The organism is Nocardioides sp. NPDC057767 (assembly GCF_042798275.1).
Lineage (GTDB): Bacteria > Actinomycetota > Actinomycetes > Propionibacteriales > Nocardioidaceae > Nocardioides.
Genome location: NZ_JBHVKJ010000090.1, coordinates 1 through 14211, shown reverse-complemented (window position 1 = coordinate 14211; position 14211 = coordinate 1). Strand labels below are relative to the sequence as shown.

13 protein-coding genes and 1 tRNA gene are annotated in these 14211 nt (G+C 68.9%); 8 read left to right on the top strand and 6 right to left on the bottom strand.

All coding sequences use genetic code 11. The features are described from left to right. Positions 1-133 precede the first annotated feature (133 nt). Positions 134-706, top strand: a complete 573-nt coding sequence (locus tag ACFVDI_RS27280; RefSeq protein ID WP_378912040.1) for a hypothetical protein — start codon at positions 134-136, stop codon at positions 704-706. Between the two features lie 108 nt (positions 707-814). Here the strand turns inward: ACFVDI_RS27280 and lysA are convergent, their stop codons facing one another. Both lysA and argS read right to left on the bottom strand, forming a co-directional pair. Beyond that, positions 815-2200, bottom strand: coding sequence for a diaminopimelate decarboxylase (lysA, locus tag ACFVDI_RS27275; RefSeq protein WP_378912039.1), 1386 nt, complete (start codon positions 2198-2200; stop codon positions 815-817). Beyond that, entirely contained in the window at positions 2200-3864 is a 1665-nt protein-coding gene (gene argS, locus ACFVDI_RS27270) for an arginine--tRNA ligase (RefSeq protein ID WP_378912038.1), read from the bottom strand. The genes lysA and argS overlap by 1 nt, the downstream gene beginning before the upstream one ends. Positions 3865-3950: 86 nt before the next feature. Here argS and ACFVDI_RS27265 point away from each other — a divergent pair. Then, positions 3951-4023, top strand: a tRNA-Arg gene (locus ACFVDI_RS27265). A gap of 93 nt (positions 4024-4116) precedes the next feature. Beyond that, complete coding sequence (locus tag ACFVDI_RS27260) at positions 4117-4785, top strand: HAD family hydrolase (protein ID WP_378912037.1); 669 nt, start codon at positions 4117-4119, stop codon at positions 4783-4785. 82 nt (positions 4786-4867) lie between these two features. Here the strand turns inward: ACFVDI_RS27260 and ACFVDI_RS27255 are convergent, their stop codons facing one another. Beyond that, on the bottom strand, positions 4868-5074 hold the full coding sequence (locus ACFVDI_RS27255; RefSeq protein WP_378912036.1) for a DUF4287 domain-containing protein: 207 nt from the start codon (positions 5072-5074) through the stop codon (positions 4868-4870). Positions 5075-5209: 135 nt separating this feature from the next. On the opposite strand from ACFVDI_RS27255, the gene ACFVDI_RS27250 reads away from it, so the two are divergent. The 3 genes from ACFVDI_RS27250 (at position 5210) to ACFVDI_RS27240 (ending at position 6777) form a co-directional block, all read left to right on the top strand. Then, positions 5210-5785, top strand: coding sequence for an acetoacetate decarboxylase family protein (locus ACFVDI_RS27250; RefSeq protein ID WP_328529255.1), 576 nt, complete (start codon positions 5210-5212; stop codon positions 5783-5785). 323 nt (positions 5786-6108) lie between these two features. Further along, positions 6109-6456 carry a VOC family protein gene (locus ACFVDI_RS27245; protein ID WP_378912035.1) on the top strand — a complete coding sequence of 116 codons (348 nt, stop codon included), beginning with the start codon at positions 6109-6111 and terminating at the stop codon, positions 6454-6456. Between the two features lie 54 nt (positions 6457-6510). After that, positions 6511-6777 carry a MazG-like family protein gene (locus ACFVDI_RS27240; RefSeq protein WP_378912034.1) on the top strand — a complete coding sequence of 89 codons (267 nt, stop codon included), beginning with the start codon at positions 6511-6513 and terminating at the stop codon, positions 6775-6777. Between the two features lie 3 nt (positions 6778-6780). On the opposite strand, the gene ACFVDI_RS27235 is transcribed toward ACFVDI_RS27240, so the two are convergent. Further along, positions 6781-7557 (bottom strand): lysophospholipid acyltransferase family protein, encoded by a 777-nt coding sequence (locus tag ACFVDI_RS27235; RefSeq protein WP_378912033.1) that lies wholly within the window; start codon positions 7555-7557, stop codon positions 6781-6783. A 135-nt stretch (positions 7558-7692) separates the two neighbouring features. Between ACFVDI_RS27235 and ACFVDI_RS27230 the strand changes: the two genes are divergently transcribed. Then, positions 7693-8541, top strand: coding sequence for an alpha/beta fold hydrolase (locus ACFVDI_RS27230; RefSeq protein WP_378912032.1), 849 nt, complete (start codon positions 7693-7695; stop codon positions 8539-8541). Positions 8542-8544: 3 nt separating this feature from the next. Here the strand turns inward: ACFVDI_RS27230 and ACFVDI_RS27225 are convergent, their stop codons facing one another. After that, a complete protein-coding gene (locus ACFVDI_RS27225) occupies positions 8545-9483 on the bottom strand; it encodes an LCP family protein (protein ID WP_378912041.1) in 939 nt (312 codons plus the stop codon). A gap of 5 nt (positions 9484-9488) precedes the next feature. Beyond that, the gene (locus ACFVDI_RS27220; RefSeq protein ID WP_378912031.1) at positions 9489-10154 is read right to left on the bottom strand and encodes a hypothetical protein; all 666 of its coding nucleotides are present in this window, start codon (positions 10152-10154) and stop codon (positions 9489-9491) included. A gap of 220 nt (positions 10155-10374) precedes the next feature. On the opposite strand from ACFVDI_RS27220, the gene ACFVDI_RS27215 reads away from it, so the two are divergent. Next, positions 10375-14118, top strand: coding sequence for a multifunctional oxoglutarate decarboxylase/oxoglutarate dehydrogenase thiamine pyrophosphate-binding subunit/dihydrolipoyllysine-residue succinyltransferase subunit (locus tag ACFVDI_RS27215; RefSeq protein ID WP_378912030.1), 3744 nt, complete (start codon positions 10375-10377; stop codon positions 14116-14118). Positions 14119-14211 lie beyond the last annotated feature (93 nt).

Sequence of the window (14211 nt, the reverse complement as noted above, 5' to 3'; positions counted from 1 at the left end):
GCGCCTGGGAGGGCGCCGCGAGCGGACCTTCTGAGTAGACCCCCCTCGGCATGCGGACCATCGTAGGCTCACGAACCCTCAGATTTCGGGAAGGCGAAACCGAATTTCCTGCTCTGCGCGGTTTGATGGGTGGGTGCTGTTCCCCAACGCCGACCTCGAACGCATCCGAACCGGCGACGTCGACCTCGCCTTCCGCCGCTGGAAAAGGCCCATGCACGTCGCCGGCGGCCGCCAACGCACCCGGATGGGCGTCGTCGAGTTCTTGTCTGTCTCACCGGTGTCCCCGGATCTGCTGACCGAGGACGACGCCCGCCGGGCAGGTACGACGCTCGCGGACCTGCTGGCGTTCCTGTCCCGCAAGGACGGCGAGATCTACCGGATCGAGATGCGCTTCGCCGGCGAGGACGAGCGTGTCGCCCTGCGCGCCAAGCGCCCGGGGAAGAAAGAGACCGAGGCGCTGGTCGCGAAGCTGGCCGACATGGACCGGCGCAGCCGCCGCGGGCCGTGGACCAGGGAGCACCTCGAGCTCGTCGAGGCCCGTCCCGGCGAGCTGGCCGAGATCATCGCGGCCTCGATCGGGCGGGAGAAGAAGCCGTTCAAGGCCGACATCCGGCGGCTCAAGGAGCTCGGTCTCACCGAGTCCCTCCCCGTCGGCTACCGGCTCTCGCCGCGTGGGCGGGCGGTGCTGCGGGCGCTGCGGGGCTGAGGGATGTTCGTCTAGGTATGCAGCCGAACCGTCGCTTCCCTGGTGGAACTCCACGAGGGAAGCGACGGCTTGGCGACATACCTAGACGAACATCCCGCCCACGACGCCTCAACCCATGTCGGTGGCGAAGAGGTCGGCCTCGGTCTCGCGCCGGACGATGACCCGCGACTCCCCGTCGCGGACCGCGACGACCGGCGGCCGCAGCGCGTGGTTGTAGTTGGAGGCCATCGAGCGCCCGTAGGCACCGGTACCGGGGACCGCGATCAGATCACCGGGAGCGATGTCCGCGGGCAGGAACTCGTGCTTGACCACGATGTCGCCGGCCTCGCAGTGCTTGCCGACCACGCGGCCGAGCACGGGCCCGGCGGACGAGGCCCGCCCGGCAAGCGTGGCGGAGTAGTCGGCGTCGTAGAGGGCCGTGCGGATGTTGTCGCTCATCCCGCCGTCGACGCTGACGTAGGTGCGCGTCACGCCGCCGTCGAGGGCGACCTCCTTGACCGTGCCGACGGTGTAGACGGTGCACATTGAGGGGCCGACGATGGCCCGGCCCGGCTCGATCGAGAGGTGCGGCACCGCGAGGCCGAAGCCGCGGCACTCGTGCTCGACGATCGCGGTGAGCTCCTCGGCCAGCGCCTTGGGCGTGGAGGGGTCGTCCTGGGTGGTGTAGGCGATGCCGAAGCCACCACCGAGATCCATCTCGGGCAGCTCGGTGCCGAGCTCGTCGCGGATCCGCGCCTGCAGGGCCAGCACGCGCCGCGCGGCGACCTCGAACCCGGAGGAGTCGAAGATCTGGGAGCCGATGTGGGAGTGGAGCCCGCGCAGCTCGACGTTCGGGGCGGCCAGCAGGCGGCGTACGGCTTCGAAGGCGTCGCCCGACGAGATCGAGAAACCGAACTTCTGGTCCTCGTGGGCGGTGGCGATGTACTCGTGGGTGTGGGCCTCGACGCCGGCGGTCACCCGCACCATCACGCGCGCGGTGATGCCGGTCTCGGCGGCGATCGCGGAGACCCGCTCGACCTCGGCGAAGGAGTCGACGATGATCCGCCCGACGCCGGCGACGATCGCCCGGCGCAGCTCCATCGGGGTCTTGTTGTTGCCGTGATAGCCGATCTTGGCGGGATCCACCTCGGCCCGCAGCGCGACCGAGAGCTCGCCGTCGGAGCAGACGTCGAGGCAGAGCCCCTCCTGCGCCACCCAGCGCGCGACCTCGGTGCAGAGGAACGCCTTGCCGGCGTAGTAGACGTCGTAGCCGGTGAAGGCGTCACGGAACGCGCGGGCCCGCTCGCGGAAGTCGACCTCGTCCAGGACGTACGCAGGTGTGTTGATGTTCGCGACCAGGTCCGGCACCGCGACACCCCCGACGGTGAGGACACCGTCGGTCTTCTCGGCCGTAGCCGACCACAGCGCGGGCACGAGCGCGTTGACGTCGTCCGGGGTCTTCAGCCAGACCGGGGAGGTGCCGGTGAACGAGCCCGGCGAAGCGTGTGCCGACATCACATCCGCTCCGGGGCGGAGACGCCGAGCAGGCCGAGGCCGTTGGCGAAGACGGTGCGGGCCGCCGAGACCAGCGCCAGCCGGGCCAGGTTGACGGGAGCCACCGGCTCGTCGCCCTTGGGCAGCATCCGGCAGTCGTCATCGTCGTACCAGCGGTGGAAGATCCCGGCGGTGTCCTCCAGGTAGCGCGCGACCCGGTGCGGCTCGCGCAGCTCGGCGGCGGTCGCGACCACGCGCGGCAGCTCGGCCAGGGCGCGCAGCAGCTCGCCCTCGCGCTCGTGGGTGAGCAGCGACGGGTCGAAGGTGTCGAGGTCGATCGCCATGCCGAGGTCGGCGGCATTGGCCATCATCCGGCAGGTGCGCGCGTGGACGTACTGCACGTAGTAGACCGGGTTGGCGCTGTCGGCCTTGGCCCACAGGTCCAGGTCGATGTCGATGTTGGAGTCGCTGGAGTAGCGGGCCAGCGCGTAGCGGGCCGCGTCCACCCCGATCGCCTCGACGATGTCGTCGATGGTGACCACGGTGCCGGCACGCTTCGACATCCGCATCGGCTGGCCGTCCTTGAGGAGGTTGACCATCTGGCCGATCAGGATCTCGAGGTTCTCGTGGGGCGTGTCGCCGAAGGCGGCGCACATCGCCATCATCCGGCCGACGTAGCCGTGGTGGTCGGCGCCCAGCATGATGAAGCAGCGGTCGAAGCCGCGCTCGCGCTTGTCGAGGTAGTAGGCGAGGTCGCCGGAGAAGTAGGCGCCGTTGCCGTCGGCCTTGATGACGACCCGGTCCTTGTCGTCACCGAACTTCTCGGTGGCCAGCCAGATCGCGCCGTCCTTCTCGTAGACGTTGCCGAGCTCGCGGAGCTTCTCGATGGCGCGCTCCACCGCACCGGACTTGTGGAGGTTGTCCTCGTGGAAGTAGACGTCGAAGTCGACGTTGAAGTCGTGCAGGCTCTGCTTGATCTCGGCGAACATCAGGTCGACGCCGATCTCACGGAAGACCTCCTGCGGGTCGTCGGCCTCCAGCGCGTCGGGGCGCTTGGCCAGGACCTGCTTGGCGATCTCCTCGATGTACGCCCCGCCGTAGCCGTCCTCCGGCACCGGCTTGCCCTGCGCCCAGGCCAGGAGGCTCCGGGCGAACCTGTCGATCTGGCCGCCGTGGTCGTTGAAGTAGTACTCCCGGGTGACCTCGGCGCCGGAAGCCTCCAGGACGCGGCCCAGCGCGTCGCCGACCGCGGCCCAGCGGACGCCGCCGAGGTGCAGCGGGCCGGTCGGGTTGGCGGAGACGAACTCCAGGTTGATGGTGTGGCCCTTGAAGGCATCATTGTTGCCGTAGGCGGCGCCGGCGGCGACGATCTCGCCCGCCAGCTTGCCCTGGGCACCGGCCTCGACGGAGATGTTCAGGAACCCGGGACCGGCGATCTCGACGTCGGCGATCCCGTCGGTCGCCTTCAGCTTCTCGGCGACCTGCTCCCCCAGCGCACGCGGGTTCATCCCCGCCTTCTTCGCCAGCTGCAGCGCCACGTTGGTGGCGTAGTCGCCGTGGCCCTTCTGCCTGGGTCGCTCCACCGTGACAGTGCTCGGTACGCCGTCGGGAAGGGCGATCGCACCCTCATCGACGAGCGCGGTGAGGACATCGACGACCGCGGTGGAAAGCTGCTCAGGAGTCACGGGGTCCAGCGTATAAGCGCCAGTCGGTTTCACCGTTATCCGTCCCAGCCTGTAGGGTTCCATCTGCACCGCTCAGGTGGTGCACTGCCTCCGTAGCTCAGGGGATAGAGCGCCGGTTTCCGGTACCGTAGGCCGCAGGTTCGATTCCTGCCGGGGGCACGTACGAAACCGCTGGGTGACCAGCGGTTTCACTCGTTTCAAGGCGGAATTGGGCGGCGCCCGACGCAGCCACGTGCCAGGCTGTGCACCGCCATGAGCACCTCACCGATACGCCACGTTCTCTTCGACGCCGACGGCGTCCTCCAACATCTGCCTGGCGGCTGGCACGCGGCCGCCGCGAGGTTCGTCGGCGACCATGCCGAGGAGTTCCTCCGAGCCGCGTGGGCGAGGGAGGCTCCGCTGCAGATCGGCGCGGACGGCGACTTTCTCGCCGTGCTCGCCCATCTGCTTGAGGAGTGCGCCGCGACGGAGACGGCCGAGGAGGTCTACGCCGCCGTGTGGAACCGCGTGGAGGTCCACTCGGAGTCGACCCAGATCGTGCACCGGCTGCGCGAGGCCGGCTACGGCGTGCACCTCGGCACCAACCAGGCCGCGCATCGTCAGGCGTTCATGCGCACCACGCTCGGCTACGACGACCTCTTCGATGTGAGCTGCTACTCCTGCGACCTCGGCGTGGCCAAGCCGGAGCCGGAGTTCTTCCACCGCGCCGCCGCGCGCATCGGCGCCGACCCGCGCGAGATCGTCTTCGTCGACGACAAGGCGAGCAACGTCTCGTCTGCCCGATCGGTCGGCATGCCCGCCGTCCACTGGACCTTCGGCCCCGACACCGACGCTGCCGCGCCCGTCCACGACGCGCCGGGCGACCACAACTCCCACGCGGCGCTCCTCGAGCAGCTCGCCGCCCACGGTGTATACCTCTGACCCGTCGGGTGCACACGGTCGTTGCACCTGTGACTGATGTGGCGACACATTCGTCACATGCGTAACGACCGTGTGCACGTGGTCAGAGGCCCTCGGCGAGCGTGTGCGCGACGAGGGCGTTGGCGTGACCGTGCCCGAGGCCGTACTCGGTGATCAGGTGCGCCACGACCTGCATGTGCTTGGTGATCCCGCAGTCGCGGATGATCTGCTGCCACTCCGCGATCGGGCGGCCGTACTTCTTCTCGATGGACGGGAAGTAGGAGGCGGGGCCCTTCACCTGGTCGGTCATCTCTGGTCTCCTTGGGTGAATCGTGGCGACGATCGCCACACGCCCACGCGTCGAACCGAGCTCGACCGCTTCGACACGGACCGACCAATGAATTCGGGAGAACTCGTGACCAGCTATCCCCCAGCCCCTTGGCACATGCACGGATCGATGTGGCTCTCGGTCTACCGGCTCGCTCACGACGTCGACGAGCGGCACCCGAAGGGCATCTACGCCGTCGCCCTGGTCGACTACACCGAGCCGAGCCCGCTGACCTACCACGAGCTCCTCTCCGCCCGAGTGATCACCGCGTCCAACGGGAAGAAGGCGGTGAGCGTGGTCGACATCTGGGTGGACTCCCCCGACTCCGTGGCCGGCGGCCGTACGTTGTGGGCGATCCCGAAGGGGCTCGCCAAGTTCAGCGGAGGGTCGTCCGAGAAGGGGCCGCTGGCGACCCACACCTGGGAGGCGAGCAACGACGACGGCCCGATCGCGACGGCCAGGTTCAACGACGTCACCCGGCTCGCGCCGCGGATCCCGATGCAGGGCAACGTCGAGCAGCCCGGCATCGAGGAGCACCCCGACACCGCGTGGCTCACCATGAAGGGCGGCGCCAAGCTCCTTCCCGCTCGCGGCACCTGGACCTTCGACCCCGACGGACCTCTCGCCTACCTCCGCGACGCCACCAAGATCGGCTCCTTCCGCGGCAAGGGCTTCGAGGTCGACTTCGGCTGAGCCGGCTGCACAGCAGCGCTGCGCGAATTGCGAAGCAATCGCCGACAACCCAGCGCTGAAGCGCTCCTCGTCTGGACGCAGCGCAGTGAGGAGCGCAGCGACGAACCGGAGCGGAGGAAGACGAGGATCAAGCGCAAGCGCTGCGCGAATTGCGAAGCAATCGCCAACAACCCAGCGCTGAAGCGCTCCTCGTCTGGACGCAGCGCAGTGAGGAGCGAAGCGACGAACGGAGCGGAGGAAGACGAGGATCAAGCGCAAGCGCCGCGCGAATTGCGAAGCAATCGCATCCAACGCTGTCGGTGGCTGCACGTAGCGTCGGGGGCATGAACGCACTCCACATCGACTATCTCGAGCTCGCGGTCACCGACCTGCCCGGCTCGCGCACCTTCTACGAGTCCGCCTTCGGCTGGTCCTTCAACGACTACGGCGGGATGTACGCCGGGATCGTCGGGCCCGACGGCAAGGACGAGAGCGGCGGGATGTACGCGTCCGAGACGCCCGTCGCGCCGCTCCCGCTGATCCGCACGACCGACCTCGAGGCCGCGGTGGCGGCTGTCGAGAAGGCCGGCGGGACCATCTCCGAGCCGCCCTACGACTACCCCGGCGGACGCCGGTTCATCTTCACGGACCCGTCTGGAAACCGGCTCGGCGTCTACCAGCCCGCGGAGTAGCCGCTAAACCTAAGGCTCGACCGAATTACCGGGACCGCCCTAGACTCCGACCGCATGACCGACGCTACGCCGGCTCTGCTCGCGTATCTGTCCAGGTGGCTCGACGAGTCCCAGGGCGATCGCGACGCGGAAGCCGTTCTCTGGGGGAGAGTCGCGAAGGTGAGCGAAGGGGCAGGCGAAGCCATCGCCGCACTCATCGGCACCACCGGGCAGCATCCCCGAACGGGCACGACCCACAGCCACGACGACGTCGTCGATGAGCTCTTCGATGCCGCGATCACCGCGATGACCACGGCCGAGCACGCACCCGTGATGACCTGACGGCTAGGCCCTCTTCTTATCGGCCGACCGCTTCGCGGCCTTCCGCTGCGCCCGCAGTCGGCGCTCCTCGGCGTACATCGCATCGGCCTCCTCCAGCGTGGGGGCCGAGCCGCCGTATGCCTTCGGCAGCCACCACGAGCCCGGGGGCTGCTCCTCGGCGGGGTGCGCCTTGATCAGCCGGTCGAGCATGGCCTCCATCTGCGTCCGCAGCTCAGCCGTCTCGGCGGCCGGGTCCTCCCCGGTCACCGGCAGCGGCGGGCCGATCTCGATGCCGATCGTCTTGTGCCGCGACAGGTCGACCTTCTGGCCCTTGGTCATGATCCGCTGGGTGCCCCACAGCACGACGGGGATCAGTGGGACGCCGGCCTCGGCAGCGATGCGTACGGTGCCGGTCTTGAGGTCCTTGATCAGGAACGAGCGCGAGATGGTGGCCTCGGGGAAGATCCCGACGACCTCACCGTTCTGGAGGTATTCGACGGCCTTCTTCATCCCGGCCGCGCCGTAGCTGCGGTCGATCGGGATGTGGTGGAACGAGCGCATCACCGGGCCACCGACGGGGTGGTCGAAGACCTCCTTCTTGGCGATGAACCGGGTCAGCCGGCCGCGCTCGGCACCGGGGAACCCGGCCATGATGTAGTCGACGAAGGAGAGGTGGTTGACGGCCAGCAGGGCACCGCCCTTCTCGGGGATGTGCTCCGCGCCGGTCATGTTGATCTTGATGTCGCCGAGCTTGAACCAGGTGCGAGCAGCGGCGATCGTGACCGGATAGCTGATGTCCATGGGGCGAATCGTGTCACGTCGGCGTGAACGATGCCCGACTAGCCTCGCAGGTGTGAGCGAGCGCCAGCGAGTGAACCGAAAAAACAACACGCGACCGCGTCCGTATCCTGGCGCTCGCGCTACGGAGGTGGTCGCGTGAGCAGCCTGTACGTGACGACGACCGACGGGCTCCGGCTGGCCGTCACCGACTTCGGGTCTCCGGGCGACACCCGCCCGACGCTCGTCTGCGCCCACGGTTATCCCGACAACTCCAGCGTGTGGCTGCCGCTGGTGAGGATCCTGGGCGGCGAGCTGCGGATGGTGACCTACGACGTACGCGGCCACGGCAGCTCGCAGGCGCCGACCACGCGCGACGGCTACCTGATCGAGCAGCTCAACGCCGACCTGGAGGCCGTCATCGACGCGGTCAGCCCGTCGGCGCCGGTGCACCTGCTCGCCCACGACTGGGGCTCGACCCAGACCTGGGAGGCGGTCGCCGGCAACGTGCCGTCGGAGCGGATCGCGTCGTTCACCTCGGTCTCGGGGCCGAGCCTCGACCAGGCAGGGACCTGGCTGCGTACGCCCGGGAGGAGCGCCCTCGGTGTCCTCGAGCGCCTCAGGCAGGGTGTCGAGTCGACCTACATCGGCTTCTTCCAGGCGCCGCTGCTCCCCGAGCTCGCCTGGCGCTCCGGGGCCCTCGACCGGATCGTCGGCGGCTCCTCCGTCGATCGCACCCGGGCCGACCGGATCAACGGCCTCGAGCTCTATCGCGCCAACGCGATCGCCCGGATGGGTCGCCCGCAGCCGCGACCGGTCCACGTCCCCGTCCAGGTGATCGCCCCGATCGGCGACGCCTACGTCAGCCGCGCGCTCGCGGCCGAGGCCCCGAAGCCGTACGTGGCCGACCTGACGGTCCACGAGGTCAAGGGCTCGCACTGGGTGGTCGCCGACCACCCCGAGCGGATCGCGCCGCTGGTGCGCGACTTCGTCGCCGCGCACGAGTGAGGCTCAGCCTCGGCAGCCGCGGTTGAGCCGGCCGTCGTGGCGCGCGTCCTTGCCCATCGCCCGGGCCGCCCCGACGTTGGGGAAGACGACGCTCGCCGCGCCGGCGTTGCCGATCCCGCCGGGGAGGACGCAGGTGCGGACCTTGCCGGGGTTGATCGCCGCGACCGCGTGGCCGAGCTGGTAGAGGTCGCGGCCGGAGAGGCCGGTGGTGTGCATCTTCCGCATCACCAGCGAGACGCCCTTGGCCATGAAGCCGACGTCGTTCTGCCGGGCGACGATCTTGCGGTGGATGCCGCGGATGACCCGCGACTGGTTGGCCGAGCGGTCGAAGTCACCGCCGGGGAGCGTCTTGCGGGCACGCGCGAAGTCGACCGAGTGCGGTCCGTTGATGTGGATCCGGCCCTTCTTGAAGCCGTAGGGCGCGACGTACGGATCGCTGAAGGCACGCGGGTTGTCGACGTCGACGCCCCCGATCCCGATCACCATGTCGCTCATGCCGGAGAAGGAGGTGACGAAGACGTACTGCGGCTGCACGCCGACCAGGTCGCCGACGGCGCGGCCCATCAGCTTCGGGCCGCCGTAGAGCAGCGCCGAGTTGATCTTGTCGCGGCCATGGCCGGGGATGTTGACGTAGGAGTCGCGCGGGATGCTGATGTCGGTCGCGTAGCCCGTGGAGGGGTTGAAGCCGATCAGGTGCAGCGCGTCGCCGCGGGTGCGGGTGACCTTCTGTCCGGGACGAGCGTCCGACCCGACGGCCAGGACCCAGATCGTGCCGCCCTTGCGGGTGAACTTGGCGACGTCGAGGCCCTTGGCCCACTTGGTCGCGATCAGCTCGGCGCGCGGCTCGGCGACCTCGGCGTCGGGCACCAGGACGGCGGTCAGCGCCAGCACCACACCGAGCGCGAGCGTGGTCAGCAGGCGGCGGCGTACGAACTTCCTCATCCGGCTCACGACTCGTCTCCCGAGGGGCTCGGCGAGGCGGAGGGCGCCGAGGACGGGTCCTGCGCCAGCTTCTCCTCGCGGGTGATGTTGAAGCCGAAGACGGCCCAGGACGTCTCGGTCGGCACCATGTCGAGGCTGCCGCGGACGGTCTGGCGTGACTCGCGGTCGCCGGTGGTGTCGTAGACCAGGCGGACCCGCGCGACCGCGCCGACCGGATAGTTGTTGTTGGCCAGCAGGTCGACGTGGACGTCGCTGGAGACCACCTCGACCCCGTCGATGTGAGGGGCGATCGTGGCGTTGCTCATCAGGCTCATCTGCCTGCCCGCCTGGGCGATCGTGCCCTTGGAGAAGCCGGGGAACGACTTCGCGGTGAAGGTCGAGGTCGCGCGCGGGTAGTCACCCCCGACGTACGCCGCCTGCAGCCACCGGTCGACGACCTTGGCCACGTTCGTGGCGACCGCCTGGCGTCGGCTCCTGGGGAACTTGCCCTGCACGTGGATGAGCTTCGTGGCCGATTTCACGCTCGGCGCGGGCACCGGCGACGGGGAGGGCGAGGCGGCCGGCCTGTCAGGCTCGCCACCGCATCCGGCGAGCACCGGGGCGCCGCTCAGGACGACCGCGGTGAGTGCCGTCGCGACGCGTGGAAAGCGCTTCGTACTGCTGCTCGTCATGTGGGGAATCCGCCTCATCGACCTGCTCCGGGACCGAGCCACCATACGCAGAACGACCCGGGTTGCAACTTCCCCCGGCGGATAACGCAAGATGTGGGACGGATTACATCCTGTCCACAGGGAGAGCCTGCATCGGGCATTTGCGTGTTCGTGGGGATAGCCTTGCCCGTGGGCAACCCATTTCTTACAGTGCGAAAATTCGGAAGAGGCGAATCAAGCCGTGTCCTCAGGCACCCCGTCCCCCAACACTGCCGACATCCCCGCGGAATTCGGCGCCAACGAGTGGCTGGTCGAGGAGATGTACGACCAGTACACGAAGGATCCGAGCAGTGTTGACCCCGTGTGGGTGAAGTTCTTCGAGACCAACGGACAGCCTGGCGCGTCGCCGAACGGCGCCGCGGCTCCGGCCAAGCCCGCCGCCCCGGCTGCCAAGGCTCCGGTCTCCCCCGCGCCGGCCACCGCGCCCGCGCCGACCACTCCCGCATCGGCCGAGGCGCCGGCGGCCAAGGCGGCTCCGGCCCCCAAGGCCAAGCCGCGCCCGGACGCCCAGGCCGCCGAGCCGGCCAAGGGCACCGCGACGCCCACCCCGAAGGACGCCCCGAAGCCGACCGCCGTCGCCGTCACCGACGAGCCGACCTACACCACGCTGCGTGGCATCCCCGCCGCCACGGCCAAGAACATGGACGTGTCGCTCTCGGTGCCGACCGCGACCTCCGTGCGCAACATGCCGGTCAAGCTGCTGTGGGACAACCGCACCGTCATCAACAACCACCTCAAGCGCGCCCGCGGCGGCAAGGTCTCCTTCACCCACCTCATCGGCTACGCCATCATCAAGGCGATCAAGGCGATGCCGGCGATGAACAACACCTACGCCGAGATCGACGGCAAGCCGACGATGGTCACCCCGCCGCACATCAACCTCGGCCTGGCCATCGACCAGCAGAAGAAGGACGGCACCCGCCAGCTCGTCGCTCCGTCCATCAAGGGCTGCGAGCTGATGGACTTCGCCGGCTTCTGGACCGCCTACGAGGACATCGTCCGCAAGGCCAAGGACAACAAGCTGTCCATGGCCGACTACTCCGGCACCACGGTCAGCCTGACCAACGTCGGCGGCATCGGCACCAACAACTCGGTGCCGCGGCTGATGCAGGGCCAGGCCGCGATCATCGGCGTCGGCTCGATGGACTACCCGCCCGAGTTCCAGGGCGCCTCTCCCTCGAAGCTCGCCCAGAACGCGGTCTCGCGGATCATGACGATGACCTCGACGTACGACCACCGGGTCATCCAGGGCGCACAGTCGGGCGAGTTCCTGGCCACCGTGCACAAGCTGCTGCTCGGCGAGAACGACTTCTACGACGAGATCTTCGCGTCGCTGCGGATCCCCTACGAGCCGATCCGCTGGAACCAGGACATCGACACCACCCACGACGACCAGATCTCCAAGCAGGTCAAGGTCGGCGAGATCATCCACGCCCACCGCGTGCGTGGTCACATGATGGCCGACACCGACCCGCTGGAGTACAAGCAGCGTTCGCACCCCGACCTGCAGATCGAGTCGCACGGGCTGACCCTGTGGGACCTCGACCGCGAGTTCCCGGTCGGCTCCTTCGCCGGCGGCCGCAAGCCGTTCATGAAGCTGCGCGAGATCCTCGGTGTCCTGCGCGACTCCTACGTCCGCACGACCGGCATCGAGTACATGCACATCCAGGACCCCGAGCAGCGCCGGTGGATCCAGGACCGCGTCGAGCGGCCCTACGACAAGACCCCGCGCCAGGAGCAGCTCCGGATCCTGTCGAAGCTCAACGAGGCCGAGGCCTTCGAGACCTTCCTGCAGACGAAGTTCGTCGGTCAGAAGCGCTTCTCCCTCGAGGGCAGCGAGACCGCGATCCCGGTCATCGACGAGGTCTGCGAGGCCGCCGCCGAGGCCGGTCTGGACGAGGTCACGATCGGTATGGCCCACCGTGGCCGCCTCAACGTGCTCGCCAACATCGTCGGCAAGTCCTACAACCAGATCTTCCGCGAGTTCGAGGGCAACATCGACCCGCGTACGGTCCAGGGCTCCGGCGACGTGAAGTACCACCTCGGCGCCGAGGGCGAGTTCGTCTCCGACCTGGGAGACACGATCAAGGTCTCGGTCGCCGCCAACCCGTCCCACCTCGAGACCGTCGACCCGGTCCTGGAGGGCATCGCCCGCGCCAAGCAGGACGTGCTCGACCAGGGCGCGGTCTTCCCGGTGCTGCCGCTGCTGGTCCATGGTGACGCCGCCTTCGCCGGCCAGGGTGTGGTCGCTGAGACGCTCAACCTGTCCCAGCTGCGTGGTTACCGCACCGGTGGCACCGTCCACCTGGTCATCAACAACCAGGTCGGATTCACCACCTCGCCGGGCTCCTCGCGCTCCTCGCTCTACGCGACCGACGTCGCGCGGATGGTCCAGGCGCCGATCTTCCACGTGAACGGCGACGACCCGGAGGCCTGCGTGCGCGTCGCGCGGCTCGCCTTCGAATACCGCCAGGCGTTCAACAAGGACGTCGTCATCGACCTCATCTGCTACCGCCGCCGCGGTCACAACGAGGGCGACGACCCGTCGTTCACCCAGCCGATGATGTACGACCTGATCGAGCAGAAGCGCTCGGTGCGCAAGCTCTACACCGAATCGCTGATCGGTCGTGGCGACATCACGATCGAGGAGGCCGAGCAGGTCCTGGCGGCCTACCAGGCCCGCCTCGAGCAGGTCTTCACCGAGGTGCGCGAGGCCGACAAGATGCCGCAGGCCTGGGAGACCGTCCCGGACTACCCCGAGAAGCCTGCCGGCGAGACCGTCACCGCGATCACGCCGGACGTGCTGAAGCGGATCGCGGACGCCTACGTCACGCCGCCGGAGGGCTTCACGGTCCACCCGAAGGTGATGCCGCAGCTGCAGCGTCGCGCGACCCAGATCTCCGACGGTGGCATCGACTGGGGCACGGGCGAGACCCTCGCCTTCGGTTCCCTGCTGCTCGACGGCCGCCCGGTGCGTCTGGCCGGCCAGGACTCGCGGCGCGGCACCTTCGTGCAGCGCTTCGCGACCATGATCGACCGCAAGAACGCCGATGAGTGGACGCCGCTCAACAACCTGACCGAGGAGCAGGCGAAGTTCTACGTCTACGACTCGCTCCTCTCCGAGTACGCCGCCCTCGGCTTCGAGTACGGCTACTCGGTCGCGCGTCCCGACGCGCTGGTCATGTGGGAGGCGCAGTTCGGTGACTTCGTCAACGGCGCCCAGTCGGTGATCGACGAGTACATCTCGGCCGGCAAGACCAAGTGGGGCCAGGACTCCGGCGTCGTGCTGCTGCTGCCGCACGGCTACGAGGGCCAGGGCGCCGACCACTCCTCGGCGCGCATCGAGCGGTTCCTCACCCTGTGCGCCGACGAGGCCATGGTGGTGGCGCAGCCGTCGACCCCCGCGTCCTACTTCCACCTGCTGCGTACGCACACGCTCGGTGCCGAGCACCGTCCGCTGATCGTCTTCACCCCGAAGTCGATGCTGCGCCGCAAGGAGGCTGCCTCGCAGCCGGCCGACTTCACCTCGGGCTCGTTCCAGCCGGTCATCGGCGACTCCGAGGCGGACGCCTCGAAGGTCAAGACCGTGCTGGTGGTCTCCGGCCGCCTGACCTGGGACCTCGCCGTCGAGCGCAAGAAGCGGAGCCGCGAGGACGTCGCGATCATCCGCGTCGAGCAGCTCTACCCGTGGCCGACCGAGCAGCTCGCCGCCGAGCTCGCGAAGTACCCCGACGCCAAGGTCAAGTGGGTCCAGGACGAGCCCTACAACCAGGGTCCGTGGCCGAGCTACTACCTCAACGTGGTCCCCGAGCTGGGCCGCGAGGTCGAGCCGATCACCCGCCCGGCCTCCTCCACCACCGCCGTCGGCACCATCAAGCGGCACACGGTCGAGCAGAAGGAGCTCATCGAGCGCGCCTTCGCCTGAGATTCACCACACCGAGTCGGCGCGTTCTGACGCGCCGTCTCGGTGTGGGTTTGGGTCAGACCGGGTCCGGGTCCGGCTCCTCGCGCAGGCCGA